Annotated in this window: 25 protein-coding genes; 22 read left to right on the top strand and 3 right to left on the bottom strand. The window is 61.0% G+C overall.

Annotated features, from left to right (window positions below; all coding sequences use genetic code 11):
* Positions 1–52 precede the first annotated feature (52 nt).
* The 15 genes from HKK53_RS14840 to HKK53_RS14770 all read left to right on the top strand — a co-directional run bounded on the left by HKK53_RS14840 (position 53) and on the right by HKK53_RS14770 (position 16,921).
* Positions 53–1,144, top strand: a complete 1,092-nt coding sequence (locus HKK53_RS14840) for an acyltransferase family protein (protein ID WP_169371440.1) — start codon at positions 53–55, stop codon at positions 1,142–1,144.
* Between the two features lie 96 nt (positions 1,145–1,240).
* Positions 1,241–2,863, top strand: coding sequence for a methyl-accepting chemotaxis protein (locus HKK53_RS14835; RefSeq protein WP_169371439.1), 1,623 nt, complete (start codon positions 1,241–1,243; stop codon positions 2,861–2,863).
* Positions 2,863–3,399: a chemotaxis protein CheW gene (locus HKK53_RS14830; RefSeq protein WP_169371438.1), complete on the top strand. Its 537-nt coding sequence runs from the start codon at positions 2,863–2,865 to the stop codon at positions 3,397–3,399. Before HKK53_RS14835 ends, HKK53_RS14830 begins: the two co-directional genes overlap by 1 nt.
* The gene (locus HKK53_RS14825) at positions 3,396–4,667 is read left to right on the top strand and encodes a CheR family methyltransferase (protein WP_169371437.1); all 1,272 of its coding nucleotides are present in this window, start codon (positions 3,396–3,398) and stop codon (positions 4,665–4,667) included. The genes HKK53_RS14830 and HKK53_RS14825 overlap by 4 nt, the downstream gene beginning before the upstream one ends.
* Positions 4,664–5,347 (top strand): chemotaxis protein CheW, encoded by a 684-nt coding sequence (locus tag HKK53_RS14820; protein WP_169371436.1) that lies wholly within the window; start codon positions 4,664–4,666, stop codon positions 5,345–5,347. The genes HKK53_RS14825 and HKK53_RS14820 overlap by 4 nt, the downstream gene beginning before the upstream one ends.
* Positions 5,344–7,635, top strand: a complete 2,292-nt coding sequence (locus HKK53_RS14815; RefSeq protein WP_169371435.1) for a hybrid sensor histidine kinase/response regulator — start codon at positions 5,344–5,346, stop codon at positions 7,633–7,635. The genes HKK53_RS14820 and HKK53_RS14815 overlap by 4 nt, the downstream gene beginning before the upstream one ends.
* A complete protein-coding gene (locus HKK53_RS14810) occupies positions 7,632–8,642 on the top strand; it encodes a chemotaxis response regulator protein-glutamate methylesterase (RefSeq protein ID WP_169371434.1) in 1,011 nt (336 codons plus the stop codon). Before HKK53_RS14815 ends, HKK53_RS14810 begins: the two co-directional genes overlap by 4 nt.
* Positions 8,643–8,690: 48 nt before the next feature.
* A complete protein-coding gene (locus tag HKK53_RS14805) occupies positions 8,691–9,692 on the top strand; it encodes a response regulator (protein WP_169371433.1) in 1,002 nt (333 codons plus the stop codon).
* A 281-nt stretch (positions 9,693–9,973) separates the two neighbouring features.
* Positions 9,974–11,069 (top strand): peptide chain release factor 2 gene (gene prfB, locus HKK53_RS14800; RefSeq protein ID WP_169371432.1). Its coding sequence is split into 2 segments (ribosomal slippage): positions 9,974–10,045 and positions 10,047–11,069, totalling 1,095 coding nucleotides; the frame shifts between segments, so codons are not numbered across the junction.
* Between the two features lie 97 nt (positions 11,070–11,166).
* Positions 11,167–12,669: a lysine--tRNA ligase gene (gene lysS / locus HKK53_RS14795; protein WP_169371431.1), complete on the top strand. Its 1,503-nt coding sequence runs from the start codon at positions 11,167–11,169 to the stop codon at positions 12,667–12,669.
* A 102-nt stretch (positions 12,670–12,771) separates the two neighbouring features.
* Positions 12,772–13,488, top strand: coding sequence for a TetR/AcrR family transcriptional regulator (locus HKK53_RS14790; RefSeq protein WP_169371430.1), 717 nt, complete (start codon positions 12,772–12,774; stop codon positions 13,486–13,488).
* Between the two features lie 144 nt (positions 13,489–13,632).
* Positions 13,633–14,199 (top strand): hypothetical protein, encoded by a 567-nt coding sequence (locus tag HKK53_RS14785; protein WP_169371429.1) that lies wholly within the window; start codon positions 13,633–13,635, stop codon positions 14,197–14,199.
* 36 nt (positions 14,200–14,235) lie between these two features.
* The gene (locus HKK53_RS14780; RefSeq protein WP_133837211.1) at positions 14,236–15,513 is read left to right on the top strand and encodes a flavohemoglobin expression-modulating QEGLA motif protein; all 1,278 of its coding nucleotides are present in this window, start codon (positions 14,236–14,238) and stop codon (positions 15,511–15,513) included.
* Positions 15,514–15,681: 168 nt separating this feature from the next.
* Positions 15,682–16,599 carry an alpha/beta hydrolase gene (locus HKK53_RS14775; RefSeq protein WP_169371428.1) on the top strand — a complete coding sequence of 306 codons (918 nt, stop codon included), beginning with the start codon at positions 15,682–15,684 and terminating at the stop codon, positions 16,597–16,599.
* Complete coding sequence (locus HKK53_RS14770) at positions 16,592–16,921, top strand: hypothetical protein (RefSeq protein ID WP_169371427.1); 330 nt, start codon at positions 16,592–16,594, stop codon at positions 16,919–16,921. The genes HKK53_RS14775 and HKK53_RS14770 overlap by 8 nt, the downstream gene beginning before the upstream one ends.
* Positions 16,922–17,082: 161 nt before the next feature.
* Here HKK53_RS14770 and HKK53_RS14765 read toward each other — a convergent pair whose 3' ends face one another.
* From HKK53_RS14765 to HKK53_RS14755, 3 genes are all read right to left on the bottom strand, one after another.
* Positions 17,083–17,871 carry an OmpA family protein gene (locus tag HKK53_RS14765; protein WP_169371426.1) on the bottom strand — a complete coding sequence of 263 codons (789 nt, stop codon included), beginning with the start codon at positions 17,869–17,871 and terminating at the stop codon, positions 17,083–17,085.
* Between the two features lie 55 nt (positions 17,872–17,926).
* Positions 17,927–18,340 (bottom strand): DUF4398 domain-containing protein, encoded by a 414-nt coding sequence (locus HKK53_RS14760; protein ID WP_123507994.1) that lies wholly within the window; start codon positions 18,338–18,340, stop codon positions 17,927–17,929.
* A 274-nt stretch (positions 18,341–18,614) separates the two neighbouring features.
* Positions 18,615–18,959 (bottom strand): pilin assembly protein, encoded by a 345-nt coding sequence (locus HKK53_RS14755; RefSeq protein WP_169371425.1) that lies wholly within the window; start codon positions 18,957–18,959, stop codon positions 18,615–18,617.
* Positions 18,960–19,171: 212 nt separating this feature from the next.
* On the opposite strand from HKK53_RS14755, the gene ppc reads away from it, so the two are divergent.
* The 7 genes from ppc (at position 19,172) to HKK53_RS14720 (ending at position 26,460) form a co-directional block, all read left to right on the top strand.
* Complete coding sequence (ppc, locus tag HKK53_RS14750; protein ID WP_169371424.1) at positions 19,172–21,802, top strand: phosphoenolpyruvate carboxylase; 2,631 nt, start codon at positions 19,172–19,174, stop codon at positions 21,800–21,802.
* Between the two features lie 288 nt (positions 21,803–22,090).
* Positions 22,091–22,738, top strand: coding sequence for an adenylate kinase (gene adk, locus HKK53_RS14745; protein ID WP_054047246.1), 648 nt, complete (start codon positions 22,091–22,093; stop codon positions 22,736–22,738).
* Positions 22,739–22,831: 93 nt separating this feature from the next.
* Positions 22,832–23,506, top strand: a complete 675-nt coding sequence (tsaB, locus tag HKK53_RS14740; RefSeq protein WP_169371423.1) for a tRNA (adenosine(37)-N6)-threonylcarbamoyltransferase complex dimerization subunit type 1 TsaB — start codon at positions 22,832–22,834, stop codon at positions 23,504–23,506.
* A 232-nt stretch (positions 23,507–23,738) separates the two neighbouring features.
* Positions 23,739–24,047 (top strand): hypothetical protein, encoded by a 309-nt coding sequence (locus tag HKK53_RS14735; RefSeq protein ID WP_169371422.1) that lies wholly within the window; start codon positions 23,739–23,741, stop codon positions 24,045–24,047.
* Complete coding sequence (locus HKK53_RS14730; protein ID WP_169371421.1) at positions 24,047–24,907, top strand: DUF72 domain-containing protein; 861 nt, start codon at positions 24,047–24,049, stop codon at positions 24,905–24,907. Before HKK53_RS14735 ends, HKK53_RS14730 begins: the two co-directional genes overlap by 1 nt.
* A gap of 33 nt (positions 24,908–24,940) precedes the next feature.
* Positions 24,941–25,762, top strand: a complete 822-nt coding sequence (locus HKK53_RS14725; protein ID WP_169371420.1) for an isocitrate lyase/PEP mutase family protein — start codon at positions 24,941–24,943, stop codon at positions 25,760–25,762.
* A 2-nt stretch (positions 25,763–25,764) separates the two neighbouring features.
* Complete coding sequence (locus HKK53_RS14720) at positions 25,765–26,460, top strand: extensin-like domain-containing protein (RefSeq protein ID WP_169371419.1); 696 nt, start codon at positions 25,765–25,767, stop codon at positions 26,458–26,460.
* The last annotated feature ends 2 nt before the right edge of the window (positions 26,461–26,462 follow it).

Genomic DNA, 26,462 nt, shown 5'->3' with positions numbered 1-26,462 from the left:
GAAACCTGATATTGCCGGCGCCAAAGCGCAGGTATCGCAAAGGACGCGACGCATGACCTCGCAGAATCGCCTGACACACCTGGATGCCCTGAGAGGCATCGCTGCGATGATGGTCGTGGTGGCTCACTTCATCGAACGGACGCCGCTCAAGGACACCTTCTTTTTCACCTATGTGAACCTTGGGCAAATGGGTGTCGTCATCTTTTTCCTGCTTAGCGGGATGGTTATTCCCTATAGCCTGAAAGAGGGGAAGCATGCGCTGGTTGCCTTTGGCGTTTCCAGATTCTTCAGGCTGTACCCGGCCTACTGGTTTTCCATTGCGCTGGCTGTCATCAGTTCGTACTGGTTTTTATCGACGCCGGTCCCGGTTAATAACGTACTGATCAACATGACGATGTTTCAGGCGCTCTTGGGGGCGCCTGATTTATTTGGCGTCTATTGGACACTGATCATGGAGATGTTTTTTTACATGTCCTGCGCCGCGTTATTTAGCGTCGGCTTGCTGGGACGTGTCTCCGTACGCTTTGGCGCGGCGGTCGGGTTGTTGCTCGTGGCGCTGGTTTTTTCAATAGCCCGATTTTATCTGGCGAAAAAAATCCCCGTGGGATTGCCTTTATGCCTGTCGATCATGTTCTTTGGCAGTTTCTGGCGAGACGTCAGTTTGGGTTCCACCAGGCAGTTGGATCGCAAGTACGTGTATGCGTGGCTCGCACTGTTCTTCGTTTTCCTGCCGTTCATTTGTTTTCTCGCCTATAACGCCAATTATGGGCATAACGAAAACCCTTACTCGTACTGGGTCAGTTACCTGGCAGGGATGGCATTTGCTATCGCCATGACCCTGTTTTTGCGCCGGCCAGTAAAAAGCCTGACTTATCTGGGCACCATCAGTTATTCGGTTTATCTCGTGCATCCCTTCTTCCTGGAGTGGGCGGCCTACGTAACAAACCTGCCGGCAGCGTTCAACGTGGGTGTTTTTCTGTTGTACATCCTGGCGACGCTCGCGCTCTCGAGCATCAGCTACGCCTTGTTGGAAAAGCCCTGCGTCAGCCTCGCAAGAACCCTCAATAAAAGGCTACAGACCGGCGCCACACACCGTGTGTCGCCGCTGAACACACCGGCAAGCGACAGCAGCGCTGGAAAGTAGCGGCACCAGAATGAGAAGTGGCAGGTCTGGCGTCTTATAAATGAGACACCCTCAGCTATACTCCGCAGCATTTGAAAATGGCCCCGAGGACATACTGTGAAGAACTGGACGTTGCGCCAACGCATCTTGGCGAGCTTTGCGGTCATTATCGCCATCATGCTGTTGATGGTGGTCGTCTCGTATTCCCGGCTGCTGAAGATTGAAGTCAGCGAAGCCAGCGTCCGCGACGACGCGTTACCCGGGGTTTATTACAGCTCGACCATTCGTGGCGCCTGGGTCGACAGTTTCCTGCAGACCCAGGAAATGCTCGGCTTGAAGGAAGGGCAGGGCATCAGTGCCGAAGACGCCGCCGACTTCAAAAGCTTCGAGGCGCGCGTGATCGATGCGATGGAGAGCTATCGCAAAACGGTCACCACGGATGAAGATCGGGTTGAATTCGCCGCCTTCGAAAAACTTCATGAGGATTACGGCAAGGTCCTCGCCGCTGTCCTCGACTTGCATAAACGCAATCAGGAAGCCGAGGCCATTAAGTTGTTCAACGAGCAACTGACCCCGGCGTGGACCGCAGGGCGCATGAAACTCAATGACATCCTGCGCGAAAACAAAGCGGTAGCCGACCAGGACATGGTGATCATCGATGACGCCGTGCTCACCGCGAAAACCATCATGGGGGTTTCCCTGCTGATCGCGGTGCTGGCCGCCGGCCTCTGTGGCCTGCTGCTGATGCGGGCGATCATGGCGCCGATGAATCGCATCGTGCAGATCCTCGAAATCATGCGCACCGGCGACCTCAGCAGCCGCCTGAACCTGGAGCGCAAGGACGAATTCAACGCCGTGGAAACCGGCTTCAACGACATGATGACCGAGCTGACCTCGCTGGTGTCCCAGGCCCAGCGTTCGTCGGTGCAGGTCACCACCTCGGTCACCGAAATCGCTGCCACCTCCAAGCAACAACAAGCCACCGCCACTGAAACTGCCGCCACCACCACCGAAATCGGCGCGACCTCCCGTGAAATCGCCGCCACCTCCCGCGACCTGGTGCGCACCATGACCGAAGTTTCCACCGCCGCCGATCAGGCCTCGGTGCTGGCCGGTTCCGGGCAACAGGGCCTGGCACGCATGGAAGACACCATGCACTCGGTGATGGGCGCGGCCGACCTGGTCAACGCCAAACTGGCGATCCTCAACGAGAAGGCCGGCAACATCAATCAGGTGGTGGTGACCATCGTCAAGGTCGCCGACCAGACCAACCTGTTGTCGCTCAACGCCGCCATCGAAGCCGAGAAGGCCGGTGAATACGGTCGCGGTTTCGCCGTGGTCGCCACCGAAGTGCGGCGTCTGGCGGACCAGACTGCCGTGGCCACTTACGACATCGAGCAAATGGTCCGTGAGATCCAGTCGGCGGTCTCGGCCGGGGTCATGGGCATGGACAAGTTCTCCGAAGAAGTGCGCCGCGGCATGTCCGAAGTGCAGCAGGTCGGCGAGCAGCTGTCGCAGATCATTCATCAGGTCCAGGCGTTGGCGCCGCGGGTGTTGATGGTCAACGAAGGCATGCAGGCCCAGGCCACCGGTGCCGAACAGATCAACCACGCGCTGGTGCAGTTGGGCGATGCCAGCAGCCAGACCGTCGAGTCCTTGCGCCAGGCCAGTTTCGCCATCGACGAACTGAGCCAGGTGGCGGTCGGGCTGCGCAGCGGCGTCTCGCGATTTAAAGTCTGATGAGCGAACTCGCGGCCAAACGCACTGCCGTGGTGTCGGCGAAGCAGGCGCTGTTCCTGGTGTTTCGCGTCGGTAACGAGCGTTATGCCCTGCAAGCCATCGAGGTGGCGGAAGTGCTGCCGCGCGTGCCATTGAAGCCGATTGCCCGGGCACCCGAGTGGGTGGCCGGGGTGTTTGCCTATCGCGGCGCGGTGGTGCCGGTGATCGACCTCAGTGCGCTGACCTTCGGCCAACCGGCCCAGGCCCGCACCAGCACGCGCCTGGTGCTGGTGCACTATCGGCCGGACGAAGCGACGCCGGCGCAACTGCTCGGGCTGATACTGGAACAGGCCACCGATACCGTGCGTTGCAACCCGGCGGATTTTCAGCCCTATGGCCTGGACAATCGCCAGGCGCCGTACCTCGGTCCGGTGCGCAAGGATGCCCAGGGTTTGCTGCAATGGGTGCGCGTCGCCGATCTGCTGGATGAGCAGGTGCGCGCGCTGCTGTTTCCATCGCCGCCCCTGGACCTGACACAGGTTGAGGAACAGCCATGAGCAGCGACCAGCGCTTTTTCGATTTTCTCAAGGACCGCATCGGCCTCGACGTCGCGTCGGTGGGCCCGGCGATCATCGAACGCGCGGTGCGCCAGCGCACCACCGCCTCCCAGGCGCTGACCGCCGACGAGTATTGGCACACCCTGCAAGGCTCGCGAGATGAGCAACAGGCGCTGATCGAAGCGGTGATCGTCCCGGAAACCTGGTTTTTCCGTTACCCGGAATCCTTCGCCACGCTGGCGAAACTGGCGAGCAAACGCCTGGCCGACATCAATAACATGCGCGCCCTGCGGATCCTCAGCCTGCCGTGTTCCACCGGCGAAGAGCCGTACTCCATCGCCATGGCCTTGCTCGATGCCGGGCTCAAGCCGCATCAGTTCAAGGTCGAAGGCATGGACGTCAGCCCGCTTTCGGTAGAGAAAGCCAAGCGTGCGCTGTACACCAAGAACTCCTTTCGCGGGCAGGACATCGCCTTTCGCGAGCGGCATTTCAGCGCCGAAGAGGACGGTTTTCGTCTCAGCGAGCGGGTGCTGGAACAGGTGCGTTTGCAGGTCGGCAATCTGCTGGATCCGGCCCTGCTGGCCAGCGAACCGCCCTATGACTTTGTGTTCTGTCGCAACCTGCTGATCTATTTCGACCAGCCGACCCAGCAACAAGTATTCGAAGTGCTCAAGCGCCTGACCCACGTCGACGGTGTGCTGTTTATCGGCCCGGCCGAGGGCAGTTTGCTCGGGCGTCTGGGCATGCGTTCGATCGGCATTGCGCAGTCGTTTGCCTTCAGCCGCCAAAGTGCGCCGGAGCCCGAACCTTTGCCGGCTTTCGTTCCAACCCCGCTGCCGGTGCGGCAACCGGTGCGCAGCGTGACTCCGCCGCCAGTGCGCAGCCGCCCGTTCGCCAGCGTCGTGCCGTTGCCCGCTACCGTGAAAACCGCCAACCCGGACGCCGCCGCGCTGCTGGCGAACATTGCGGCGCTGGCCAACGAAGGCAAAAGTGCCGAAGCCCGTGCCGCCTGCGACAGTTATCTGCGCAGCCACGAACCGGTGGCTCAGGTATTTTATTGGCTGGGACTGCTCAGCGATGTGGCCGGCCGCGCACTGGAAGCCCAAGGGTTTTATCGCAAGGCGTTGTACCTCGAACCGCAGCACCCCGACGCGTTGATGCACCTGGCAGCCTTGCTGCAATCCCAGGGCGACACGGCGGGCGCCAGACGATTGCAGGACCGCGCCGCCCGCAGCGAGCGCGCCGCCGACAGTGAGCGTAAACGATGAGCGTCTCTGACACCTTGAGCGTCACCCATGAAGATGCCCAGGCCATCGACGACTGCTGGAACCGTATCGGCATCCACGGCGACAAGTCGTGCCCGCTGCTGGTCGAACACATTCACTGCCGCAATTGCGCGGTGTATTCCGCCGCCGCCACGCGTTTGCTCGATCGCTACGCCTTGCAGCAGGAAGATCACGAGCAAGTGGCGATGGCCGTCGAAACCGACGTCAAGACCCGCTCACTGCTGATGTTCCGCCTCGGCGAAGAATGGTTGGGCCTGGCCACCCGCAGCCTGGTGGAAGTGGCGCCGCTGCAAACCATTCACTCGTTGCCGCACCAGCGCTCCCGGGCCTTGCTCGGCGTGGCGAACGTGCGCGGCGCCCTGGTGGCGTGCCTGTCGCTGGTGGAGCTGCTCGGTCTCGACACCAGCAACCCGGTGGCGTCGGGCGCGCGGGTCATGCCGCGCATGTTGATCATCGCCGCTCGCGGTGGCCCGGTGGTGGTGCCGGTGGACGAAGTGGACGGCATTCATGCCATCGACGAACGCATTCTCGATGCCGCGTCGCAGTCGGGTGCCCAGGCCAGTGCGAAGTACACCCGTGGCGTGTTGCAATTCAAAGGTCGCAGCCTGCGTTGGTTGGATGAAGAACAGTTATTGTCCGCCGTGACCCGGAGCCTCACATGACCCCCGAGCAAATGCGTGACGCCTCTTTGCTGGAACTGTTCAGCCTGGAAGCCGAGGCCCAGACCCAGGTGCTGAGCGCTGGTCTGTTGGCCCTCGAACGCGATCCGACCCAAGCCGATCACCTGGAATCGTGCATGCGCGCGGCGCACTCGCTCAAGGGCGCGGCGCGGATTGTCGGCGTGGATGCCGGGGTCAGCGTCGCCCATGTCATGGAGGATTGCCTGGTCAGTGCGCAGGAAGGCCGGCTGTATCTGCGCCCCGAGCACATCGATGCGTTGCTGCAGGGCACCGACCTGTTGATGCGCATCGCGACGCCAACCAATGCCCCTTCGGCGATAGAAATCGATGCCTATGTGGCGCTGATGGGACGCTTGCTCGATCCGATGGCCCTGGCGCCGCCGATCAGCACGCCGATTGCGCCCTTCATGGACGAACAGCAATTACAGCCACCGGTGGTCGAAGTGCCGATTCCGGTCGTCGAATCGCTGCCGATTGCCCCCGCCGAGCCGCCGCGCAAGACCAAACGCACCACCGAAAACGGTGAGCGGGTGTTGCGGGTCACCGCCGAACGCCTGAACAGCCTGCTCGACCTGTCGAGCAAATCCCTGGTGGAAACCCTGCGGCTCAAACCGCACCTGGCCACCATGCAGCGCCTCAAACGCACGCAGAGCAATGGCCTGCGCGCCCTGGAAAACCTCAACGTCCACCTCAAGGACCAGAACCTGAGCCTGGAAGCCCAGGAAGCGCTGGACGATGCCCGCCGGTTGTTGGCCGAGTCCCAGCAATTGCTGGTGGAAAAGAACGCCGAACTGGATGAATTCGCCTGGCACGCCAGTCAGCGCGCGCAGGTGTTGTACGACACGGCCCTGGCCTGTCGCATGCGGCCGTTTGCCGACGTGCTGACCGGGCAAGTGCGCATGGTCCGCGACCTCGGTCGCGATCTGGGCAAACAAGTGCGGCTGGAGATCGAAGGCGAAAAGACCCAGGTCGACCGCGACGTGCTGGAAAAACTCGAAGCGCCGCTGACGCACCTGCTGCGCAACGCCGTGGACCATGGCATCGAAAGTCCGGAACAACGGCTATTGGCCGGTAAACAGCCGGAAGGCCTGATCCGTTTGCGTGCGTCCCACCAGGCCGGTTTGTTGGTGCTGGAACTGAGCGATGACGGCAATGGCGTCGATCTGGAAAAGGTCCGCCGCAGCATCATTGAGCGGCAATTGTCTCCAGCAGAAACCGCCGCGCAGCTGAGCGAAGAAGAACTGCTGACGTTCCTGTTCCTTCCGGGGTTCAGCCTGCGGGACAAGGTCACCGAAGTCTCGGGGCGCGGCGTCGGCCTCGATGCGGTTCAGCACATGGTCCGGCAATTGCGCGGCGCGGTAGTGCTGGAACAGACGGCGGGCGAGGGCAGTCGTTTCCATCTGGAAGTGCCGCTGACCCTGTCGGTGGTGCGCAGCCTGGTGGTGGAGGTCGGCGACGAGGCCTACGCCTTTCCGCTGGCGCACATCGAGCGCATGTGCGACCTGGAGCCGGAAGACATCGTCCAGCTCGAAGGCCGCCAGCACTTCTGGTACGAAGGCCGGCATGTCGGGTTGGTTGCAGCCAGTCAGCTGTTGCAGCGCCCGGCGAGCCAGAACAGCCAGCAAACCCTCAAGGTCGTGGTGATTCGCGAGCGCGATGCGATCTACGGCGTGGCCGTCGAGCGCTTTATTGGCGAGCGGACCTTGGTCGTATTGCCGCTGGATGAGCGGCTGGGCAAGATTCAAGACATTTCCGCCGGGGCTTTGCTCGACGATGGATCGGTGGTGTTGATCGTCGACGTCGAAGACATGCTGCGTTCGGTGGACAAACTGCTCAATACCGGGCGTCTGGAGCGCATTGCCCGTCACAGCAATCAGGCCCCGGAAGCAGCGCGCAAGCGGATTCTGGTGGTGGACGATTCCCTGACCGTGCGCGAGTTGCAGCGCAAGTTGCTGCTCAATCGCGGCTACGACGTGGCCGTGGCGGTGGACGGTATGGATGGCTGGAACGCCCTGCGTTCGGAGGATTTTGACCTGCTGATTACCGACATCGATATGCCGCGCATGGACGGCATCGAACTGGTGTCTTTATTGCGCCGGGACAACCGCCTGCAATCGCTGCCGGTTATGGTGGTGTCCTATAAAGATCGCGAAGAGGACCGTCGTCGTGGACTGGACGCCGGAGCCGACTATTATCTAGCCAAAGCCAGTTTTCATGACGACGCCCTGCTCGATGCAGTGGTTGAGCTCATCGGGGGAGCGCGTGCATGAAAATCGCAATCGTCAACGACATGCCCATGGCGGTAGAGGCCCTGCGCCGCGCCTTGGCATTCGAACCGGCGCACCAGGTGATCTGGGTCGCCAGCAACGGCGCCGAGGCCGTACAACGTTGCGCCGAACAGACGCCGGACCTGATCCTGATGGACTTGATCATGCCGGTGATGGACGGCGTGGAGGCGACCCGGCGGATCATGGCCGATACGCCCTGCGCCATTGTGATTGTCACGGTGGACCGCCAGCAGAACGTGCATCGAGTGTTCGAAGCCATGGGCCACGGTGCGCTGGATGTGGTGGATACGCCCGCCATCGGCGCCGGCAATGCGGCAGAGGCGGCGGCGCCGTTGCTGCGCAAGATCATGAACATCGGTTGGCTGATCGGCGACAAGGGCAACCGGGTGCGAGCGGCGCCGAGCCCGCTGCGCAGCTCGGGCTCGCGGCAAAAACTGGTGGCCATCGGCTCGTCCGCGGGCGGGCCGGCGGCGCTGGAATTGTTGCTCAAGGGCCTGCCGCGGGATTTTTCCGCGGCCATCGTGCTGGTGCAGCACGTGGACCAGGTGTTCGCCGCCGGCATGGCCGAATGGCTCAGCAGCGCCAGCGGCCTCAATGTGCGCCTGGCCCAGGAAGGCGAACCGCCCCAGGCCGGCACGGTGTTGCTGGCCGGCACCAACCACCATATTCGCTTGTTGAAGAACGGGACGCTGGCCTACACCGCCGAACCGGTCAACGAGATTTACCGGCCCTCGATCGATGTGTTTTTCGAGAGCGTGGCCAGTTACTGGAACGGCGACGCCGTGGGCGTTTTGCTGACCGGTATGGGCCGCGACGGGGCGCAGGGGCTTAAACTCATGCGCCAACAGGGCTACCTGACCATCGCGCAGGACCAGAACAGCAGTGCGGTGTACGGCATGCCGAAAGCGGCTGCGGCCATCGACGCTGCCGTTGAAATTCGCCCACTGGACAAGATAGCGCCACGATTGCTGGAGATATTCCCCAAATGAAGGCTTTTCTCAGCAATCCTGGCCCAAGTAGTACTCAGGTGACCGCACATGAATGACTTACAGCTCGACGACTTCAAGACCGACGAAAACGCCGCCATGGTGTTGTTGGTGGACGATCAGGCGATGATCGGCGAGGCGGTTCGGCGCGGTCTGGCGAATCAAGAGAACATCGACTTCCACTTCTGCGCCGACCCGCACCAGGCCATTGCCCAGGCGATTCGGATCAAGCCGACCGTTATCCTGCAAGACCTAGTCATGCCCGGTCTCGACGGTTTGACTCTGGTGCGTGAATACCGCAATCACCCGGCGACCAAGGACATTCCGATCATCGTCCTGTCGACCAAGGAAGACCCGCTGATCAAAAGCGCGGCGTTCGCGGCCGGCGCCAACGATTACCTGGTGAAACTGCCGGACAACATCGAACTGGTGGCGCGCATCCGCTATCACTCGCGCTCCTACATGACCTTGCTGCAGCGCGACGCGGCCTATCGCGCGCTGCGAGTCAGCCAGCAGCAGTTGCTCGACACCAACCTCGTCTTGCAACGCCTGATGAACTCAGACGGCCTGACCGGCCTGTCGAACCGCCGGCACTTCGACGAGTACCTGGAACTGGAGTGGCGCCGCTCGCTGCGTGATCAGACTCAGCTGTCGCTGCTGATGATCGATGTGGACTACTTCAAGTCCTACAACGACAGCTTCGGCCACCTGGAAGGTGACGAGGCGCTGCGCAAAGTCGCCACCGCAATTCGCGACGCCAGCGCCCGACCGTCGGACCTGCCGGCGCGTTATGGTGGTGAAGAGTTTGCCTTGGTACTGCCCAATACGTCGCCGGGCGGCGCGCGGCTGGTGGCGGAGAAACTGCGCCAGACGGTGGCGGCGTTGAAGATTCCCCATGTATTCCCGGCGGAGGGGGCGAATCTGACGATCAGCATTGGCCTGTCGACCATCACCCCGCAGGCGGGCAGCGATTGCCGGCAGTTGATCTCGGCGGCGGACAAGGGGCTGTATCTGGCGAAGAACAATGGGCGCAATCAGGTGGGGATTGAATAATCCGCCACAAATCCTTGGTAGCAGCTGCCGAGCCCGCGAGGCTGCGTTCGGCGGCGAAGCCGTCGTAAAACCAGACGACTCGTTCTTTCAGGTATGACGCGGTGGCGAGGACTTCGTCCTCGAACGCAGCCTCGCGGGCTCGGCAGCTGCTACAAGCGTCAGCTTCCTCATAGCTACAGCCCAAATCATTCACCCCTAAAGCCGCCAGGCGGGCTGCCGTGACAGCTTGATTACGTTATACTCGCCGGCTTTCAAAAGTTCGCCAACGAGTGCTGCCCGCCATGGAAATCAACCCGATCCTTAACAGTATCAAGGACCTGTCCGAGCGCTCCGAAACTATTCGGGGGTATCTTTGACTACGATCAAAAGCATGAGCGTCTGACTGAAGTCAATCGCGAGCTTGAAGATCCGGCAGTCTGGAACAACCCGTCGTACGCCCAGGAACTGGGGCGCGAGCGTTCGCTGCTGGCGCAGATCGTCGAAACCCTCGACGAAATGCACACCGGCCTGGCCGATGCCAAAGAACTGCTGCTGATGTCCGCCGAAGAAGAAGACCAGGCCGCCGTCGATGACGTCGCGACCGAAGTCGAGCGTCTGCGCGAAGCCCTGGAAAAACTCGAATTCCGTCGCATGTTCAGCGGTGAGATGGACGCCAACAACGCCTACCTGGATATCCAGGCCGGCTCTGGCGGTACCGAAGCCCAGGACTGGGCCAACATCCTGCTGCGCATGTACCTGCGCTGGGCTGACAAACGCGGTTTCGACGCGACCATCATGGAGCTGTCGGCCGGTGAAGTCGCCGGGATCAAGGGCGCCACGGTGCACATCAAGGGCGAATACGCCTTTGGCTGGTTACGTACCGAGATCGGCGTGCACCGTCTGGTGCGCAAGAGCCCGTACGACTCCGGCAACCGTCGCCACACCTCGTTCTCGGCCGTGTTCGTGTCGCCGGAAATCGATGACAACATCGAAATCGACATCAACCCGTCGGACCTGCGCATCGACACCTACCGCTCCTCCGGTGCCGGTGGCCAGCACGTAAACACCACCGACTCGGCCGTACGGATCACCCACGTACCGTCCAACACCGTGGTCAGCTGCCAGAACGAACGCTCCCAGCACGCCAACAAAGACACCGCGATGAAAATGTTGCGGGCGCGCTTGTACGAGCAGGAAGTGCAGAAACGCAACGCCGCCTCCCAGGCCCTGGAAGACACCAAGTCGGACATCGGCTGGGGTCACCAGATTCGTTCTTATGTGCTCGATGCGTCGCGGATCAAGGATTTGCGCACTAACATCGAACGCAGTGACTGCGACAAGGTGCTGGACGGCGATATCGACGAATACCTGGTAGCAAGCTTGAAACAAGGGCTCTAAGGCACGCCCTGCAGATTCAACCTGCAGGAGCGAGGCTTGCCCGCGAACCCCGGCTCACAGCCGGGGGCAACGAACCTGTGATGGAATTTTTAAAGACATGAGCGACCTAGAACTCGACCCGCAAGCCCTGCAACAGGAAGAAAACTCCCTGATCGCCCTGCGCAAGGAAAAGCTGGCTGCCGAGCGCGCCAAGGGCAATGCCTTCCCGAACGACTTCCGCCGCGAAAACTACTGCGAAGAACTGCAGAAGAAATACGCGGACAAGACCAAGGAAGAGCTGGCAGAGGCTGCAATCCCGGTCAAGGTTGCCGGTCGCATCATGCTCAACCGTGGCTCGTTCATGGTGATCCAGGACATGACCGGTCGCATCCAGGTTTACGTCAACCGTAAAACCCTGTCCGAAGACACCCTGGCCTCGGTGAAAACCTGGGACATGGGCGACATCATTGCTGCCGTTGGCACCCTGGCACGTTCCGGCAAGGGCGACCTGTACGTCGAAATGACCGAAGTGCGCCTGCTGACCAAATCGCTGCGTCCGCTGCCGGACAAGCACCATGGCCTGACCGACACCGAACAGCGCTATCGCCAGCGTTACGTTGACCTGATCGTCAACGAAGAAGTACGCAATACCTTCCGCGTGCGTTCGCAAGTGATCGCGCACACCCGTGCCTTCCTGATGCAGCGTGACTTCCTCGAAGTCGAAACGCCGATGCTGCAAACCATCCCGGGTGGCGCGGCGGCCAAGCCGTTCGAAACGCACCACAACGCGCTGGACATGGGCATGTACCTGCGCATCGCGCCGGAGCTGTATCTGAAGCGCCTGGTAGTCGGCGGTTTCGAGAAAGTGTTCGAGATCAACCGCAACTTCCGTAACGAAGGCGTCTCGACCCGTCACAACCCTGAATTCACCATGTTGGAGTTCTACCAGGCTTACGCCGACTACGAAGACAACATGGACCTGACCGAAGAACTGTTCCGCGAACTGGCGCAGCTGGTCCTGGGCAGCACTGATGTCCCGTACGGCGACAAGGTGTTCCACTTCGGCGAACCGTTCGTGCGTCTGTCGGTGTTCGACTCGATCCTCAAGTACAACCCTGAGCTGACCGCTGACGACCTGACCGACATCGACAAGGCCCGCGCCATCGCCAAGAAGGCCGGCGCCAAGGTGCTGGGCTTCGAAGGTCTGGGCAAGTTGCAGGTGATGATTTTCGAAGAGCTGGTCGAGCACAAGCTGGAACAGCCGCACTTCATCACCCAGTACCCGTTCGAAGTGTCGCCGCTGGCCCGTCGCAACGATGACAACCCGAACGTCACCGACCGGTTCGAGCTGTTCATCGGCGGCCGCGAAATCGCCAACGCCTACTCCGAGTTGAACGACGCGGAAGACCAGGCCGAGCGCTTCATGGCCCAGGTGGCCGACAAGGACGCCGGCGACGACGAAGCCATGCACTACGACGCCGACTTCGTTCGTGCGCTGGAGTACGGCATGCCGCCAACGGCCGGTGAAGGGATCGGCATCGACCGGTTGGTGATGTTGCTGACCAACTCACCGTCGATCCGCGACGTGATCCTGTTCCCGCACATGCGGCCGCAAGCGTAAACGTTTCAGTTAAAAAGCCGCCTAAAACAGGCGGCTTTTTATTGCCTGTCTGGTACAAACGTATCAATTGGTTACTTTTGACGTAAGAGAGGAAGACCTGTCGTGAATCGTGCAATGGCTCAAGAAGGTGCAGCGGGTATCGCCACTGCGGTCGCTGAAAGTGTTCAGTACCAGGGCCGCAAGGCCAGCCGACAGGGCAGCGAACAGCGTCGACAGGACATTCTCGATGCGGCCATGCGCATTGTCGTGCGCGACGGCGTGCGCGCGGTACGGCACCGTGCGGTGGCGGCAGAGGCCGGTGTGCCATTGTCGGCCACCACTTACTATTTCAAGGATATCGATGACCTGCTCACCGATACCTTCGCCCAATACGTGGAACGCAGCGCGGCTTACATGGGCAAGCTGTGGGTCAGCAACGAAGGGCTGTTGCGCGAGATGGTGGTCAGCGGCGATGGCACTCCGGAGTCGCGCTCGCAGTTGGCGGACGATATCGCGCGGTTGATGGCGGACTATGTTCATCGGCAATTGATTAATCGTCGCGAGCATTTGATGGCCGAGCAGGCGTTCCGTCAGGAAGCCTTGTTGAACCCGCGCCTGGCGGTGTTGGTGCGTTCGCATCAGCAGATTCTGTTGCAGGGCACCTGCCAGCTTTTCGAGGTATTGGGCTCCCGTGAGCCACAACAGGATGCCAAAGTGTTGACGGCGATTATCGGACGGATGGAATATCAGGGCCTGCTCAACGACGCCGAGCCTGCGTGCGAAGCCGAAATGCTCGGCATCCTCACGCGCTACATGCATCTGGTCTTGGCGTCGGTCTGACTCTTGATCGTTCCCACGCTCTGCGTGGGAATGCCGCCCGGGACGCTCCGCGTCCCTTGCCCGGTGTGACGCAGAGCGTCACAGGATGCATTCCCACGCAGAGCGTAGGAACGATCATCGTGCTGTATCGATAGGGAGTGTTGAATGAAAGCCTGGCGCGTCGTTGTGATCGCCTTGTCGTTCCTGCTGCTCAGTGGCTGCCTGGTGACCTTCAAGGAACCGCTGCCTTCGAGCGAACCCGCGCCCAAAGGGCTGCTCGGCAAATGGACCAGCACCAATGCCTGGGGCGAACCGATGAACCTGGAACTGACCCGCATCGGCGACAACCGCTATCAGGCCGTCAGCTACTTCAAGGCCAAGCCTCGCGAGCGCGAAGCGTATCCCTTCACCGTGTCGCGCCATGGCAGTCGCTGGTACCTGTCGGCGCCAGTACCGGCCAGATTCGGCGGCCACTTCACCATTGCCGGGTTCGAAGTCAACGAAAAGCACGAACTGGTGGTCTACAACCTCGACCTCGAGCAGATCAACCAGGCCATGGGGCAAAAAGTCCTCAGTGGCGAAGGCTTCCAGACCGACGACGGCGATGGCGTGTTGATTAACACCGACATGAACCAAGTCTTCGCTTACCTCGACGACCCGGCCAATTCCGATGTGTTCGTCGAAGCCGTGCGCTACCAGCGCCTGGCCAAAGCCAAAGCAACAGTCAAATAAAGTCAGCACCTAACGGTTCTACTACAGGAGTTTCGGGTGGACGATTACCAGCAGACGATACGCATTTTGTCCGATCGCATAGTGCTGGCGCAGACGCCGATTCGCGTCCTCGATGCGGTCAAGTGGGACGACAACATCCGCAAGGGTTTCCTCAAGGCCAAGGGCAAGGAAATGCCCGCCGTGGACCGCGACTATTACCTGAACCGGCCGCTGGCCTTCGACTCGAGCAAGGTGAAACTGGAATTCCAGAACATCGAGCGCGACATCACCCGCCAGCTCGGCCAGTTCAACCCGGTCGGCCAGATCATGCGCCGCATGTGCAAGGAATACCGGATGGTGGTGCGCATGCTCGAAGCGCGCGGCACCGAGGATTTCGGGCTGATTTCCCAGGAACTGTACGGCGCCGCGTCCGACGCGTTCCATGCTGGCGACCCGACCCTGGCCGACCTCGGCCTGATGATGTCCGACTATCTGAACAACATCGACGGCCGTGGCGACCTGAAGGATGAGCCGAAAATCCTCACCGCCAAGGACGCTGTCAGCCTGCTGCAACATCGACTCAACAAAGTGTTCGGTGAAGCCGAGGAAACCATCCGGGTGTTCGAGTCCGACGGGATTGTCGCCGACGCTGCGGCGGGCGCCGACTACATCAAGATCCGCGCCGATGCGATGTTCAACGACCGTGATGTGCGCGCCCTCGAAGTCCATGAAGGCCTGGTGCATGTCGGCACCACGCTGAACGGTTTGAACCAGCCGATCTGCACCTTCCTGTCCAAAGGCCCGCCATCGTCGACCGTGACCCAGGAAGGCCTGGCGATCCTGATGGAAATCATCACCTTCGCCTCCTACCCGAGCCGCTTGCGCAAGCTGACCAACCGCACCCGCGCCATTCACATGGTGGAGGAGGGTGCGGACTTCTTGCAGGTGTTCGAGTTCTTCCGCGAGCAAGGCTTCGAAATGGCCGAAAGTTACGGCAACGCCAGTCGGGTGTTCCGTGGTTCGGTGCCCAATGGCTTGCCATTTACCAAAGACTTGTCCTACCTCAAGGGCTTTATCATGGTTTACAACTACATTCAGTTGGCCGTGCGTAAAGGCAAACTGGAGCAGATACCGCTGCTGTTTTGCGGCAAGACCACGCTGGAAGACATGCGGACCTTGCGCCAGTTGGTGGATGAAGGCCTGGTGGTGGCGCCCAAGTATTTGCCGGATCAGTTCCGCGACTTGAACGCACTGTCGGCGTGGATGTGCTTCTCCAACTTCCTCAATCACCTGAGCCTGGACCGGATCGAAGCCGACTACTCCAACATCCTGTAAGCACCGCAACACCTGTGGCGAGGGAGCTTGCTCCCGCTGGGCTGCGGAGCGGCCCCTCTTTCCCCAAAAAAGCAGGGGACTGCTTCGCAGTCCAACGGGAGCAAGCTCCCTCGCCACAAAGATGTGTAAGGTTTAAGAATTTCTTCACTCACTGCGAGGTTTCACCGGATGAGAATCCTCGGCATCGTCTGCCTTCTCCTGACCTTGAGCGGTTGCAGCTCGCTGCTGTTCTACCCTGAACCCGGCCAGCCGTTCACCCCGGACAAGGCCAAACTCGAATTCCGCGACGTCACCCTGACCACCGCCGACGGCCTGAAGCTGCACGGTTGGTGGCTGCCGGTGGCCAAAGGCGTCGAGGTCAAAGGCACGGTGCTGCACTTGCACGGTAATGGCGGCAACCTGTCGTACCACTTGGGTGGCAGCTGGTGGTTGCCGAAAGAGGGTTACCAGGTGTTGCTGGTGGACTACCGCGGTTATGGCCTGTCCGAAGGCAAACCGAGCCTTCCGGCGATCTACCAGGACATCGACGCTGCGTTCAAATGGCTCGACCAGGCGCCCGAAGTCAAAGGCAAGCCACTGGTTATTCTGGGTCAGAGCCTCGGCGGCTCGATGGCCGTGCATTACCTGGTTCAGCACCCGGAACGCCAGCCTCAGCTCAAGGCGTTGGTCCTCGACGGCGCGCCCGCCAGCTACCGCGATGTCGGTCGATTTGCCCTGACCACCTCGTGGCTGACCTGGCCACTCCAGGTGCCGCTGTCGTGGCTGGTGCCGGACGGCGACAGCGCGATCAACTCCATGGCGCAGCTCAAAGGCGTGCCGAAACTGATCTACCACAGCATTGACGATGCACTCGTGCCCCTTTCCAACGGCATTCGTCTGTATCAAGCTGCGCCGCCACCGCGGGTGCTGCAACTGACCCGTGGCGGTCATGTGCAGACCTTCGCCGACCCGGTCTGGCGCCAGGTGATGCTGCGCTACCTCGAAGACCCGCAGCATTTCAACGGTCTGCGCCGCCTGGGCGAAATCCCGAATTACCCGGTGCCCCTGAATTCAAAAGATGAACCACCGAGAGTCCGCAATGAGTGAAGAACGTAACGCCATCCCGATGATCATCACCGGCATCTGCACCATCCTCGGCACCGTCGGCGTGCTGTGGTACTACGGCTACCTGCATTTCGCCAAGCCCGAGGATGCGTTGCTGCTCAACGAATTCACCATGCTCAAGACCGTGCCCGGCGAAGACTACAAAGTCGCGCTGGAACCAGCGCCGCAAGTGGCCCAGTGCATTGATGGCGTGCTGGTATTGTTCGACACCGAACAGAAAGGCCTGACTGGCGTGTTGATCAACGGCCAGAAAAAAGCCGTGCGCTGCATGGGCCAGGAAACCCCGCAGAAACTCGAACAATGATGATTCTGTAGGAGCGAGGCTTGCCCGCGAAGGCGGTTTAACATTCAACAAATGGGTTGACTGACACAACGCCTTCGCGGGCAAGCCTCGCTCCTACAGAAATGCATAAAAAAGCCCCGCCTGATCAGATCAGGCGGGGCTTTTCAGTTACAGCGTGACGCTTAGTTCGAGCTAACCGCCGAACGTGGCACCACTGGCTGGTTGTCGTTGGAAATGGTCACTTCCACCCGACGGTTCATCGCACGGCCCGACGCGCTGCCATTTTCGGCAACCGGGTATTCCTTGCCATAACCCTGGGCAACGATGCGTGCTGGATCAACACCCATCTTCACCAGTGCCATGCGCACGGAACCGGCACGACGCTCGGACAACGACTGGTTATGGCTCGCGGTACCGGTGCTGTCGGTGTAACCCTCGACGATCACTTTGCGATCAGGGTTTTCCTGAAGGAATTGCGCCAGTTTGTTGATGTTCACCAGACCGCTGGACTTCAGGTCAGCACGGTCGGTGGCGAACAGCACGTCACCGAAGGTCACCAAGGTGCCGCGATCGGTCTGCTTGGCGTTCAGGCTGTCTTGCAGTTGCTTGATCTGCTGATCGCGGGCATCCAGACGCGCCTGGGCACGTTGGGCGGCTGCGTTCTTCAGATTGTTTTCAGCGGTGCGCAGGGCGATGGTCTGCTTGGCCACTTCCACGCGCTGGTTGGTCAGGTAAGCCAGTTGATCGACCTTGGCCTGGTCCTGTTTGTCCTGGTAAGCCTTGTCGGCCTTGTCCAGGTAATCACTGGCGTCTTTGGTCTCGAGGGCCGCGACTTTGCTCGCTTGCGGGTTGGCTTGCAGGCCGGAGTAGTTCACGCGGGCCTGTTCCAGGTTCGCGTTCGGCGGAGTGGAGCAGGCAGCCAGGGCGACGCTTGCGGCCAGGAGAGCGGGGATCATCAATTGTTTACGCATAATGGTTCGTCCTTTCTATCGATAAGAGCTTCAGGCGTGTGGTCCGGATGCGCGCTTACTGCACAGTGCGCTGGCTTTCCTGACGCAGTTCCTGAACACCTTTCTGGGAATCCTTCACAGCCTGTTCGGCTTTCATCGCCTGGGCCTTGCGTTCGGCGACGCGAGCGTCCCACTCGGCCTGTTCGGCGAGGGTGCGGGCTTCGTCATACTTCTTGTCGTGCATGGCGATTTCGGCTTGTTTCAGCTTGTCCTGGGCGGACTTCATTTCCACGGCTGCGAATTCAGTACCACCGGCGCTGACGGCGCTGTTCACGGCGGATTGGGTCACGGCGTACTGCTCGGTCGGCGGGTTGCCAGCGCAACCGGCGAGGACGAAGGTGCTGCCGATTGCCAGGGCAGCCAGTTTCAGACCGCGCAGGTGGGTGAACGAGGATTTGGCAGTGCTGGTCTTCATGGTCTTCAACTCCATTGGGTATCTCCTGAAAAACATCTGAATCCATCCTGGTCCAAGGGGCCGTAACCATGTTTTCAAAGCGTGATTTGAAACGGCCGTACCAGGCGTGGTTACTGGGTACGACCCGAGGGGTTTTTCAAAAGTTCAGAGAAGATGGCCCATTGCCTAAAAAAACTTTGACCGAACGGACAAGGCTCTAGGACGGGAACTTTCGCGATGCGCAGCGGTATTCCCGGCCTGGGACAGGCTCGGGAATACGTAGTTATGGAGGCGGGGAGAGGCGCGAAAGTCAGTGCTTTTGCTTGTCGCCATCGGCCGACAAATCGTGCAAATGACGCCGGGACAACGCGAGAAAACGCGGGGTCGGACCCACGTCTTCATACAGTGGATCACCTTCTTCATCGGTGGCAACCACGGTCTGGCCTTTCACATATGGGAAGCTCGCTTCGAGCTCTTCCAGCGCGGCACCGATCAATTCGCCCAGCAGTTCTTCGGGGTGCCGTTTGGGGTACATTTCGGTAATCGCTGCCAGCCGGGCGGCGGCTTCCAGGTCCAGGTGAATGGTGTAGCCAGTGTCGGTCAGGCGACCCTTGGCGTTTTCTTCCCAATGCTGGGCCAGCTCACGGATTTTCATAATGACCTCATTGCGCACCTGCTCGTGGCAGGCAGGGTGAGTGCCGGCTGTGGCCGGCGGCAGCCGTTATACGGCGTACTGTTGAGACTAGCTTTAACGCCTAAGGTTTAAAGTCCCTTCGTCGTTTGCTTGTAAGAAGCGCTTTACGGCGGCACTCTTGGACTTCAAAGCATGGTGTGAAAGCCGCCCGGATTTTTGCTGGAGAACTGCTGATGACCGATATTGATGCACGCTTGCGCGAGGATGTTCACCTGTTGGGTGAGCTGTTGGGCAACACCATTCGTGAACAGTACGGGGACGGTTTTCTCGACAAGATCGAGCAGATCCGCAAGGGCGCCAAGGCTGACCGTCGCGGTTCGATGGACGCCGAGCTGAGCGCCAGCCTCAACCAGTTGAGCGAAGACGAGTTGCTGCCGGTGGCGCGGGCGTTCAACCAGTTTCTCAACCTGGCCAATATCGCCGAGCAATATCAACTGATTCACCGTCGCGAAGAGTCGCAACCGGCGCCGTTCGAAGCGCGAGTGTTGCCGGAATTGCTCGCCCGCCTGCGCGCCGAAGGCCATAGCGCCGAATCCCTCGCTCGACAACTCGGCCGGCTGGAAATCGAACTGGTGCTGACCGCGCACCCGACCGAAGTCGCCCGCCGCACCCTGATCCAGAAATACGACGCCATCGCCGCGCAACTGGCCGCCCAGGATCACCGTGACCTGACCAGCGCCGAGCGCGAGCAGATCCAGGCGAAATTGCAGCGCCTGATCGCCGAAGCCTGGCACACCGAAGAAATTCGCCGCACCCGCCCGACCCCGGTCGACGAAGCCAAATGGGGCTTTGCGGTGATCGAGCATTCGCTGTGGCAAGCGATCCCTAATTATCTGCGCAAGGCCGACTTGGCGCTGCACGCCGCGACTGGCTTGCGTTTGCCACTGGAAGCGGCGCCGATTCGCTTCGCCTCGTGGATGGGCGGCGACCGCGATGGCAACCCGAATGTCACGGCGGCGGTCACCCGCGAAGTGCTGTTGCTGGCACGGTGGATGGCGGCGGATTTGTACCTGCGCGATGTTGATCACCTGGCCGCCGAGTTGTCGATGCAGCAGGCCAGCGAAGCGCTGAAAGCCAAGGCCGGCGACAGCGCCGAGCCTTACCGCGCGGTGCTCAAGCAATTGCGTGAACGCCTGCGGGCCACGCGCAACTGGGCGCATGCCTCGTTGACGAAGACCACGCCGGCCCCGGCCGATGTGCTGCAAAACAACCGCGACCTGCTCGATCCGCTGGAACTGTGCTTCAACTCGCTGCACGAGTGCGGCATGGGCGTGATCGCCGACGGTCCGCTGCTCGATTGCCTGCGTCGGGCGGTGACCTTCGGCTTGTTCCTTGTGCGCCTCGACGTGCGGCAGGACTCGTCCCGGCACACCGCGGCCATGACCGAAATCACCGATTACCTGGGCCTCGGTCGCTACGAAGACTGGAATGAGGAAGAGCGCATCGCCTTCCTGATGCGCGAGCAAAACAATCGCCGGCCGTTGCTGCCGGCGTACTTCAAACCGTCCGCCGACACCGCCGAAGTGTTGGCGACTTGCCGGGAAATCGCCGCCGCCCCGGGTGCGTCCCTCGGCTCCTATGTGATTTCCATGGCGGGCGCCGCTTCCGACGTGCTGGCCGTGCAACTGCTGCTCAAAGAGGCCGGCGTGTTGCGGCCGATGCGCGTGGTGCCACTGTTCGAAACCCTTGCCGACCTCGACAACGCCGGCCCGGTGATTGAAAAACTGTTGCTGCTGCCGGGCTATCGCGCGCGCCTGCAAGGGCCGCAGGAAGTGATGATCGGTTATTCCGACTCGGCCAAGGACGCCGGCACCACGGCGGCGGCCTGGGCGCAGTATCGGGCTCAGGAACGCTTGGTCGATATCTGTCGCGAGCAACAAGTGGAACTGCTGTTGTTCCACGGTCGCGGCGGCACTGTGGGCCGTGGCGGCGGCCCGGCGCACGCGGCGATTCTGTCGCAGCCACCGGGTTCGGTGGCAGGGCGTTTCCGCACCACCGAGCAAGGGGAAATGATTCGTTTCAAATTCGGCTTGCCGGACATCGCCGAGCAGAATCTCAATCTGTACCTGGCGGCGGTGCTCGAAGCGACCTTGCTGCCGCCACCACCGCCGGAGCCGGCCTGGCGCCACTTGATGGACGAATTGGCGGCTGACGGCGTCAGCGCTTACCGCGCCGTGGTGCGGGAAAATCCGCAATTCGTTGAGTACTTCCGCCAGTCGACCCCGGAACAGGAACTCGGTCGTTTGCCGTTGGGCAGTCGTCCAGCCAAGCGCCGCGCCGGTGGAATTGAAAGCCTGCGGGCGATCCCATGGATCTTCGGCTGGACCCAGACGCGCCTGATGCTGCCGGCCTGGCTCGGCTGGGAGGCGGCGCTGAGCAAGGCTCTGGAGCGTGGAGAAGGCGAGTTGCTGGGGCAGATGCGCGAGCAGTGGCCGTTCTTCCGCACCCGCATCGATATGCTGGAAATGGTGCTGGCCAAGGCCGACGCGGACATTGCCCAGTCTTACGATGAGCGGCTGGTCGAGCCCGATCTGCTTCCTTTGGGGGCGCATTTACGCGACCTATTGTCGCAGGCCTGCGCCGTGGTCCTTGGCCTGACCGGGCAGTCGCAGCTACTGGCACATAGCCCAGACACCCTGGAATTCATCCGCCTGCGCAACACCTACCTCGACCCGCTTCATCTATTGCAGGCCGAGTTGCTGGCCCGTTCGCGGCAACAGGAAGTGGCGCAGGGCAGCCCGGTAGAACAGGCGCTGCTGGTGTCTGTGGCGGGGATTGCCGCCGGTTTGCGAAATACCGGCTAAGGTTTTCCTCTTGGGTCCTGGCACTTGGCGCTCGCGCCAGGTGCTTGTGGGCGAGGGGCGGAAAAGGTCTGGCAGGCGACAGTTAATGACGGGGTTGCGACTAGGGGCACCTCGTCCAAAGGTCGCGACCGGCGCGGGTTTCTCCGACTTTCGGCGGCTTGTGTGGTCAGGGCCTGCTGTGTATCTTGATCAGCCTTTGGCCGTTTGGGCGGCCACGACCCTATTTTTGAGATTGGCCCCACGAGGCGAATCTGACGTTATCTATATAAAAAATTGAGGAGCACATCGATGCGCGTCATTCTGCTGGGAGCTCCCGGGGCCGGTAAAGGTACTCAGGCTAAGTTCATCACCGAAAAATTCGGCATTCCGCAAATCTCCACTGGCGACATGCTGCGTGCAGCGGTCAAGGCCGGCACCGAGCTGGGCCTGATCGCCAAGAGCGTCATGGACAGCGGTGGTCTGGTCTCCGATGACCTGATCATCAACCTGGTCAAGGAACGTATCAGCCAGGCCGATTGCGCCAACGGTTTCCTGTTCGACGGTTTCCCGCGCACCATTCCCCAGGCTGAAGCCTTGGTGAAAGCCGGCGTCGAGCTGGATCACGTGGTCGAAATCGACGTTAAAGACGAAGACATCGTCCAGCGTATCGCCGGTCGTCGTGTTCACGAGGCTTCCGGCCGCGTGTACCACATCGTCTACAACCCGCCGAAAATTGCCGGTAAAGACGACATCACCGGTGACGAGCTGGTGCAGCGCAAGGACGATACCGAAGAAACCGTGCGTCATCGTCTGTCGGTCTACCACGCGCAGACCGAGCCATTGGTTAAGTTCTATCAGGAGCTGTCCACCGCTCAAGGTAAGCCGAAGTACAGCCACATCGAAGGTGTTGGCTCGGTGGAAGCGATCACCGGCAAGGTGCTTGAAGCGCTGAACTGAAAAGTCTGAAACGCTTCATCTTCTACGGCCCGCTTGCGGGCCGTAGTTGTTTATACTGGCGCACTTTTTCTGACCTCTCTTACGGAAACATCGATGAGCACCTTGCTGGCCCTGGACACCGCGACTGAAGCTTGCTCCGTTGCCTTGCTGCATGACGGCAAGGTCACGAGCCATTACGAGGTGATCCCGCGCCTTCACGCGCAGAAATTGTTGCCGATGATTCAGCAACTGCTGGCCGACGCCGGCACCACCCTGCAAGCGGTGGACGCCATCGCCTTTGGTCGTGGACCGGGCGCGTTTACTGGCGTACGGATTGCCATCGGCGTGGTGCAGGGGCTGGCGTTTGCGCTGGAGCGCCCGGTGTTGCCGGTGTCGAACCTGGCCGTGCTGGCCCAGCGCGCCTTTCGCGAACACGGCGTCAGCCAGGTCGCGGCGGCCATCGATGCGCGGATGGATGAAGTGTATTGGGGCTGCTACCGCGAAACGGCCGGGGAGATGCGGCTTGTCGGCAACGAAGCGGTGTTGCCGCCGGAAGTGGCGGCGTTGCCGGCGGATGCCAGTGGCGAGTGGTTCGGCGCGGGTACCGGTTGGGGTTATGCCGAGCGCATCGGCGTCAATCTGAGCGGGCAGGACGCGGGGATGTTGCCCCATGCCGAAGACCTGCTGACGTTGGCGCGGTTTGCCTGGGAACGCGGTGAGGCGATTGTGGCGGATGAGGCGCAGCCGGTTTATTTGCGGGACAAGGTTGCCACGCCCAAAGCGCGTTGATGCTTCCAGACCGAGTTGGTTTCTTCGCGGGCAAGCCTCGCTCCCACAGGTCGATGTGATCCGTAGAAGCGAGGCTTGCCCGCGAAAGCGATCTAACAAGCAACGCCAATCGTCAGTTTCTAACCCCAGGCTTTAAACCTTTTTCCTTTTATGTGTTCTAGTTATCACTCGACAGTTTGCGAAGTGGCTTGTGCGCCACTAAACTGCCATCACTGATACCGAGCATGCACTTATGCGTATAGACGGCTTTTCCTCTCAGTCCTACCCCATCAAGCGCAAGCCTCGCAAAGGCAACATCGCGCTGGATGAATCCGTTGATGACATCGACGGCGAGCTGGAAATCCCATCCGAAGAACAATTGGCCGCCCGCGCCGCCAAAGCTTCCGCGCAACGCTTGAGCAATCTCCCCGCCCGTCAGCAAGACATGATTTACCACCGCGCCATGAGCAAAAGCGTGGCGATGGCCCTGGCCAGCTACCTGAGCACCGCCGGTTTTGTCGATTGGGACGCTGATGTGCTGGGTCTCGACCTCTACATCTGATGTTGCTGCCTTACTACCTCGGTTGCCCGTCCTGGAGTGAAAACGCCTGGCGCGACTATCTCTACCCGCAAGACGCAAAACCCGCCGAATTCCTCAATCTTTATTCTCAAGTATTCAACGCCGTTGAAGGCAATACGACCTTCTACGCGAGCCCGGCTGCCAGCACCGTGCAGCGCTGGGCCGAAACCATGCCCGAACACTTTCGCTTCACCGCGAAATTCCCCGGCGACATCAGCCACAGCGGCGACCTGCGCGAGCAACTGACCGCTGCCGAAACCTTCCTGCAATTGCTCAGCCCGCTGGGCGAGCGGGTTTCGCCACTTTGGCTGCAATTGTCGAAAAGCTTCACTCCGCAACGACTGTCGGAGCTGGCCGGTTTTATCGATGCCGTGGACCGGCCGCTGGCGGTGGAAGTGCGGCACGACGAATTCTTCGCTAAGGGCGATGCCGAGCGCATGCTCAATCGCCTGCTGCTGGATCGCGGCGTCGAGCGCATCTGCCTTGATCCGCGAGCGCTGTTCAGTTGCATATCGACTGATCCGTCGGTGCTCCACGCCCAATCGAAAAAGCCCAGGGTGCCTCCGCGCCCGGCAGCGTTCACCCAATTCCCGCAGGTGCGATTCATCGGTCATCCGCACCTGGAGGCTAACGATCCGTTCCTCGTGCCGTGGATCGAGAAGATCGCCGTGTGGATTGAAGAGGGCCGCACGCCTTATATCTTCCTGCACACCGCCGACAACCTGCTGGCGGCGAAACTGGCGCAACGTTTTCACGCAAAACTGATGCTGCGTTTGCCTGGCTTGCCGCCGCTGCCTGAGCTATACAGAGAGCCCGCCGCCGAGCAACTTGGCCTGCTCTGAGGCGGATTCCTTCCTCTTTTCAGGAGCCTGCCAATGGATGCGCAAACCCTTCGAGCCCAGGCGTTCAAAGCGCTGCATGAACGCGCGGGGGCTTTTGTCATTCCCAACCCGTGGGACGCCGGCTCGGCGAAAATGCTCGCCAGCCTGGGCTTCGAGGCACTGGCGACCACCAGCGCCGGTTATGCCTTTTCCAATGCTCGCCCCGATGGCGGATTGTCGCTGGACGACACCCTGGCCAATGTTCGGGCGATTGTCGCGGCGACTGATCTGCCGGTGGCGGTGGATCTGGAAAACGGTTTCGCCGATGATCCCGACGAATGCGCCCAGAGCATTTTGCGCGCAGTCGAGGCGGGCGCGGTCGGCGGTTCGATCGAAGATGCCACCGGCAATGCAGACGCGCCGATTTACTGTTTCGAACATGCCGTCGCCCGTGTCGAAGCAGCGGTGAAAGCCGCTCGCAGCCTGCCGTTTCCTTTCATGCTGACGGCTCGCGCCGAGAATTTCTTGCATGGCAATCCAGATCTGGACGACACCATTCGCCGCTTGCAGGCGTTCGCCGAGGCCGGCGCCGACGTGTTGTATGCGCCGGGCCTGCGCAACGCCGAAGACGTGTTGGCGGTGGTCCGCGCCGTGGCACCGAAACCGGTCAATGTGTTGATGTCCGGCGGGCTCAAGTTGACGGTCGAGCAGTTGAGCGAGATGGGCGTCAAACGCATCAGCGTCGGTTCGGCGCTGGCCCTGGCGGCGTATGGCGAGTTCTTCCGCGCGGCTGAAGAGATCAAGACGTCGGGCACGTTCAGCTTTACATCGCGTTCCATGCCGTATGCGAAGGCCAATCAGTTGTTCAAGGACTGACGATGCGGTTTGCCAAGGGATTGCTGCTGGTGTTGTTGGTGATTGGAGCGGTGGGGGTCAGCGTCTGGCGTGGCTGGATTTCCGTGCCCGCGCAGTGGAATCCCAGGGCGCCGTTGGACGTGAGCGCGGCGCCGAATTTTCTGACCCGCTACAAACTGATGCGCCTGCGCAATGATCCGCAATTGTGCGACCAGGCACTCAGCACCTCCGGTTTGCGCGTCGCACGCCAGGCCGATAGCCCGGACGCGGCTTGCCCGTTGGCCAACACCCTGCGCGTCCAAGGCGGCGAGGTGGCCTTGAGCAGCAGTTTCCTCGCCAGTTGCCCGTTGGCGGTGGCGTTCGCCCTGTTCGAGCGCCACGCCTTGCAGCCAGCGTCTCAGACGGTCTACGGCCAAGCTGTGACGCGGGTCGATCACCTCGGCAGCTTCGCTTGCCGCAACATGTACAACCGCGAGAACGGCGCCCGCAGCCAGCACGCCGGCGCCAATGCGCTGGATATCGCCGGTTTTCGCTTGGCCGATGGCCGAACCATCAGCGTGCTCAAGGATTGGCCCAAGGATAATCGGGACGCGCGGTTCCTGCGCCTGGTTCGCGACAGCGCCTGCGACATGTTCAGTGTGGTGTTGAGCCCGGACTACAACGCCGCCCATCGCAATCACTTTCATGTGGATGTGGGGCCGTGGTGGGTGTGTCGCTAAAG

This window comes from Pseudomonas sp. ADAK7, from assembly GCF_012935675.1.
Lineage (GTDB): Bacteria > Pseudomonadota > Gammaproteobacteria > Pseudomonadales > Pseudomonadaceae > Aquipseudomonas.
This window is presented reverse-complemented; position numbering and strand designations above follow the sequence as displayed.